This is a genomic window from Taylorella asinigenitalis ATCC 700933, from assembly GCF_000687755.1.
Taxonomy (GTDB): Bacteria; Pseudomonadota; Gammaproteobacteria; order Burkholderiales; family Burkholderiaceae_B; genus Taylorella; species Taylorella asinigenitalis.
The window spans coordinates 1-5,711 of sequence record NZ_JHXN01000023.1; the positions used below are offsets into that span (position 1 = coordinate 1).

General features: G+C 34.2%; 5 protein-coding genes, 1 tRNA gene and 1 pseudogene. 3 read left to right on the plus strand and 4 right to left on the minus strand.

Annotated features, from left to right (window positions below; all coding sequences use genetic code 11):
• Positions 1-306, plus strand: a pseudogene (locus tag T432_RS08060) (hypothetical protein); the annotation flags it as partial.
• 72 nt (positions 307-378) lie between these two features.
• A complete protein-coding gene (locus T432_RS0107510) occupies positions 379-600 on the plus strand; it encodes an HP1242/YdcH family protein (RefSeq protein ID WP_013521224.1) in 222 nt (73 codons plus the stop codon).
• Between the two features lie 60 nt (positions 601-660).
• On the opposite strand, the gene T432_RS0107515 is transcribed toward T432_RS0107510, so the two are convergent.
• The 3 genes from T432_RS0107515 to T432_RS0107525 form a co-directional block, all read right to left on the minus strand.
• A complete protein-coding gene (locus tag T432_RS0107515; RefSeq protein ID WP_028884766.1) occupies positions 661-1,614 on the minus strand; it encodes an energy transducer TonB family protein in 954 nt (317 codons plus the stop codon).
• Positions 1,614-3,899, minus strand: a complete 2,286-nt coding sequence (locus T432_RS0107520) for a TonB-dependent receptor domain-containing protein (protein WP_044971268.1) — start codon at positions 3,897-3,899, stop codon at positions 1,614-1,616. The genes T432_RS0107515 and T432_RS0107520 overlap by 1 nt, the downstream gene beginning before the upstream one ends.
• A gap of 190 nt (positions 3,900-4,089) precedes the next feature.
• Positions 4,090-4,923, minus strand: coding sequence for a ChaN family lipoprotein (locus T432_RS0107525; RefSeq protein WP_028884768.1), 834 nt, complete (start codon positions 4,921-4,923; stop codon positions 4,090-4,092).
• Between the two features lie 117 nt (positions 4,924-5,040).
• On the opposite strand from T432_RS0107525, the gene T432_RS0107530 reads away from it, so the two are divergent.
• Entirely contained in the window at positions 5,041-5,565 is a 525-nt protein-coding gene (locus T432_RS0107530; protein ID WP_028884769.1) for a pyridoxamine 5'-phosphate oxidase family protein, read from the plus strand.
• Positions 5,566-5,616: 51 nt separating this feature from the next.
• Here T432_RS0107530 and T432_RS0107535 read toward each other — a convergent pair.
• Positions 5,617-5,692 (minus strand) — tRNA-Asn (locus tag T432_RS0107535).
• Positions 5,693-5,711 lie beyond the last annotated feature (19 nt).

Consider the following 5,711-nt stretch of genomic DNA (forward strand, 5'->3'; position numbering starts at 1 on the left):
GAAAATTTCGACTTTCAGTTATCAAAATTTCAAACAAATACTATAGATTATTATTCCATCACCGATCTTGAATCACATATAGATTTGGATACCAGCTATTTAATGAAAGAAAATAGAGATTGGACAAAACCTTTGAATATTGCTTTCAAAGAATTCTCAAGTAAGTATTGCCATAATAAGGCTAGTGTTTGTAAAAGCTTTTTAGAAATGATTTATTTAAAAGACTTAATTGAGATTCACGCATATCAAAGCAAACTTATTTTTAAAGATTTGGGGATTGAACCCATAGAATCTGGATTAGATTAAGTTGTGCAAAATCCTCTATTATTTTTAATATTTACAGTTAAAATAAATTAGAACTTAACTTAAGGAGAAGATATGTTTCCAGAATACCGCGACTTAATTAGTAAACTTAAAAATGAGGATGCACACTTCACTCGCTTATTCGACTTACACAATGAGCTAGATCATCAAGTTGAAGCACTTGAAGCTAATCCTATAACTCAAGGTCGTGAAGAGATTGACCTACTTAAGAAAAAGAAACTTCAACTTAAAGACCAAATCTACGAATATCTTCGTAACGTTGCTCAAAAAGACTAATCTACTCTAGCTTATAAATTACAAAGGCCTTCCCGCATTCAGGAAGGCTTTATTTTTTGCTCATCTATTTTTCAGATATTTCTTAATATCGTATTCAATTGGAATCGTAAAACTTAGTGTATCCCCTTTCAACACAGATTCAGGTGGTTTCGGTAGTGGAGATGCTTTCCTAAAAAGCTCCCTAGCGGCCTGATTTAAAGATGAATATTTAGAAGCTCTTTTCACATCAGCAGAAATAACATTGCCACTAGCATCAATAACAACTCGTACTGCAACCACTCCCTCTTCTTTGTTTACCAAGGACGATTGCGGGTAGGTTTTATGACTATTCAAATGTGCAAAAAGTGAACTTTGATAGCTTTTGCTATGTGAACTACCAACACCTTTTGAGGGCGATGAAACCTTATTTCCATTTCCGCTTATTGGTGCACTAGCAGTTGAATTTACTGAAGACCCTGCAATGGAATCGACTGCAGAAGGTTTGTCACTAGGTTTATTTGTGTCGTTGGTTTTGGTAATAGACTTTTGATTTTGTTTAGGTTTTGGTTTTGGTTTAGGCTTGGGCTTGGGCTTTGGATTGGGTTTAGGCACTGGTTTAGGCTTAGGCTTTACTTTGGCAATGCTTTCGCTTTTTATATCCTTTTGAATATCAGCAACATTATTACTTTCAACTGCAATTTCCTCAGTTTTTGGAGTTTCAGTAATTTCATCAATATCCTCAGGCGGGAGTTCTTCTTGTTCTTCGATTTCCTTATCTATCGGCTCCTGCTTTTCTATTTGAGGTTCAGGATTTGCTTTAGAACTTTGTGATGACTTAATTGAAAAATCCTTTAATTCTCCCACAGGCAAATCTGTCAAAATCGTTATTGATTCAAAATTTCCTATCTCTCCTCCGAATCCACCCAATTCAAAGGATTCAGAGTGTTTGTAATTGAGGTACGTGATAAAAAAAACATGGAGGGCAATCGATAACATTGCCCCCAAAAAAGTACTGCCTTTATCTTTAGATTTCACTAGTATCTATACTCTATACTTGCCTTGTAAGTGCGCCCCCTAGCTTTATTATCGAAAAGAGAAATATCATTCCCCTCTATATCATAGGATGCTTGGGACGTAGTACCATTAAATGCATTTAAGGCATCTAAATAATTTTTATCGAAGAGGTTTTGGACCTCAAACTTAATAGTAAGATTCTCAAAAGGTTGATATGAGGCATATAAATCGAAGATGCCTGGAATCTTAGGTAATTTCTCAGTTTTAAGCTCTGGATAGAAGTCATCTGGATCATTTGTATCAACTCTATGCTCATGAACACTTACTCTATAAGCATCACCTGTATACTTATAAATCATGCCCACTACAAATTTCTCATCGAACAAACGAGCCCCTACGTCCAGATTTGCGTACACTTCTGGCAATGTAGTTATCTCAGTATATCCCCCAAAAGAATTTGCACCTACTCCACTTGTTTCATTAACTACCTGATTGCTATGTTGGTTTGAGTAGCTACCACGTATATAGAACTTTCTAGCATCGTAACTTAGCTCTACTTCCATACCACTAAACTTAGTAACTTCAGTCTGGTTTAAATGAAGCATAAATGCGTCGGTTGTGTAAAAAGACTTGTTATAAATATAGTCATCTACGTTGGTACGATAATGTAGAATTTTGAAACCTAATCTATCATCGTCAAAAAATATTTTTTCTTTAAATGCATTAAAGCCAATTTGCCAAGTTTTAGCTTTTTCAGGTTTTAGGAAAGGATTTATACCATTACCTTCGTTAGTTGAAAAAAACATCTCCTGCACGTTAGGAGGACGCGATGTTTTCGAATAACTTACAAAAGGCATAAACAGATCATGTAATTTAGCTGAGAGCATTAATGAATAATTAAAATCCGTCCCTTCTTTGTCTATGTCTGCTGCAGCTTTAGGAAAGCAAAATTGATTTGCATCACAAGGTGGTTTATGTCCTGATATATTCCAATTCGATAAATTTAAATTAGCATCTAAAGTAAAAATATTATGAGTAAACGAATTATCCAGATAGAAAGTAGTTATCCTTTGACGGCCCTTTGGCTGAAATGGTGTTGAAGTCGCACCTGGTAAACTCATGTCCATGGAATTTTCATATTTATTAGATAGGTAATTTATTCCATAACGATGGGAGATATGCGTAGATCCAAGATTATAAGATGAGGCATTACTTAAATCGAATGTTGTTGATTTATTTTTGGCTGTTAATCCACCCTTACTAGCCAAATCATGTCGACCAAAAAATACTGCGTCATCTAAATATAGTTGTTCTCCTGACCCATGTGAAGCAAGAAAATGCAAATCTACAAGATCTGATTCTGGATTTAAGTTGTAGTCAAGCTGATAGTTATTATGCTTTATCTCACGTCCAGCCAAGACATTTTTGTATCCCCTGTGACTTAAAACAAGTTTATTTTGTAGATTAGGAATTAATTCTAATTTAAATAAAGAACTATATGGACTTTGAGTTAACTTTTTAGGGTCATAGGGAGCAGTTTTTTCGTATTTATAATTCCACTCATCTTCAGGTTGGCTTGGGTCATAATATGGATTTGGAACTTTTTGATCTCCGAATGAATCCCCTCCTCCAATTTTGTAATCTTGAGATATTTTGTTTCTGGCATAACCAAATAATGCCCCTATAGAGCCGCCATTTTGCAATTTAAATTTCCCAGCAACGGCACCCATATAGTTGTATCCAATACCATTTGTACCGTGAGAGTACCGACCAAGAAAGCCAAAGGATTTACCCTCCCGAATTACATCATCTACTTCTATAGTTCTAAAGCTAGCCCCGCCTAATAGTCCATTATGACCAGAACTAAATGTACCCTTAGTCACATCAACAGACACTAGAAAATTTTGGTCCACTAAAGCTCCATATGATGATGTGGCAATATTTCCGCCCCCACTATGGAAACTTCTTGTATCAGCTGAAGTTCCAAAAAACGTTTGAGTAACCCCGTCAACTTTTGTGCTTACGCGACCTAAACCAGTTAATCCACGAATATTAACTTGAACAGTACCCTGAGTAGGATCAGTATTTGTGTAACTGCCTGGCATACTTCTAACAATACTGTCTATTGATTGCGTACTTCCCGCAATATCTCCCCTAGAGCTGACTGCCCCAGGGGTAGCAAATTGTTTTTCGTCTTCTTTTACTTCTTTAGCAGTAATTTCTAATGTATCGAATTCTAGTTCTTGTGCATTTAGACTACTGATAGCAATTAAATAAAGAAAAGATAATTTTCTGATGTTGTTCATATAACCCTGTTAACCTTAATCTAATACCAAAAAAGGGACTAGATTATTTAAATACAGGGTATCTTGATGATTCTGTTGATCATTTCGTCGAAAGAATTAACAATTATGTAAATAGTCTTTTTATAGTATATAAAATGTAACAGGAATGCAAATAAAAATCATTATCAATTCGCAATTAATAGTTTTAAATTTATTTGCTATTTTTTGTTTCAATATAAAAATCAGTAAAGATTTTTTGTTTTTCTTCTTTAGAGTCACTGACATGACCTAAAACAACCACTTTATAGATTTTATTTTTATTAAATTCTTCAATATGCAGAGGAACACCCATCAATTTATTAACATGCAGTCTACCAGCAATTAAAACAGCTAATTTGTTTTGATTTACAAGTTTATCTGCCATTCTTCTGTCCTTATACTGCTGTATTTGAACCATCTTATCTACCAGAGCATTATCAGAAATAGAATGTTGTGCAACAAGTCTATCCTTAATCATACTTTTTACTTCTGCTGTGTTAGAAATAGTTCCATAAATTGGCTGAGCTCCTTTATAGATAGTAACTATCTCTTCTTTGCTTAAATTTCCTGCTATAGGAGTCATATCCGAATAAAAAATGGGTTCAACTATATCCTTATAAAGTGAATAATCCCATTTCTCATTCCAATTAATTGCTTTTGAAAGTTGATTCGGCTTAATTTTTGCAGTATTTAACTTAACTTGATTCCAAATACCCTGTTGAGATATATCACCCATCTCAAGAACAACAGAGATTTTCTTAAGATTAGAAAGATCAACTAATAGTTTTTTTTCTATTTTGTGATGGGATTTCTCAGTATGAATTTCCCCAATAAGAACAATATCGGCTTTAACAAGTTCATTTAAAAACAGTTCATAATTAATGTGCTTATTTGAATTGGAATCGTAGATTAAAAATTCTTCATCCCCACTCGAATCTACATAGCTTTGTTGATTAAAACTACAAGCACTTATAAGTAGGGTTGCAATAAAAAAAATTATTTTCATTTGGAAACATCTTTTAAAAAATAATGAGAATCATTATACTTTAGAGTAACTATTGCTGATGGGATGCAGAAGTATTGCCACCTAAACAATAGATATTTTTAAATTAATAGAGGAAATATGAGTAATACTACAGATAAAGAAGCACACAAAATCAATAAATTAGAAACTTTCTTAATTGATTTAATCGATGGACAAAAAAGCGTAATCATCTCAAGTTTTGATGAAGGTTGCATCTCATCATACGCACCATTTATAAGACATGGAGACGAAATCTATGCGATATTGTCAAGCGTTGCTCCGCATTATCATTCAATCAAGAAAAACAAAGATCTCGTTAGCATTTTATTTATAGTTGATGAGCAAAAAGCTCACACTATTTTTGCAAGAGTACGTGCCAGTTATAAAGTTGAAGTTAGTAATGCAGATGAATTGCGTGAAGACATTTTTAAAGAACTTAAAGAAAAATATGAAGATGATGCGGTTATAGAAATCATCGAAGAGCTTGCCGATTTTCACATACTGAAATTTATGCTTAAAAAAGGGAGATTCGTTAGAGGGTTCGGTGCGGCCTATGAGACGGATGGATTAAAGGTAGTGGGTCCGTCAAAACCAGTAAATTTACACGGAACATCTGAAGCTTAAAACATAAAGCTTAAAACCAAAAACCCTCCATATACATGGAGGGTTAAATTTTGGCTGCCCAAACTGGGTTCGAACCAGTGACCTGCGGATTAACAGTCCGTCGCTCTACCGACTGAGCTATTGGGCATCATTAAGGAGAACAATAT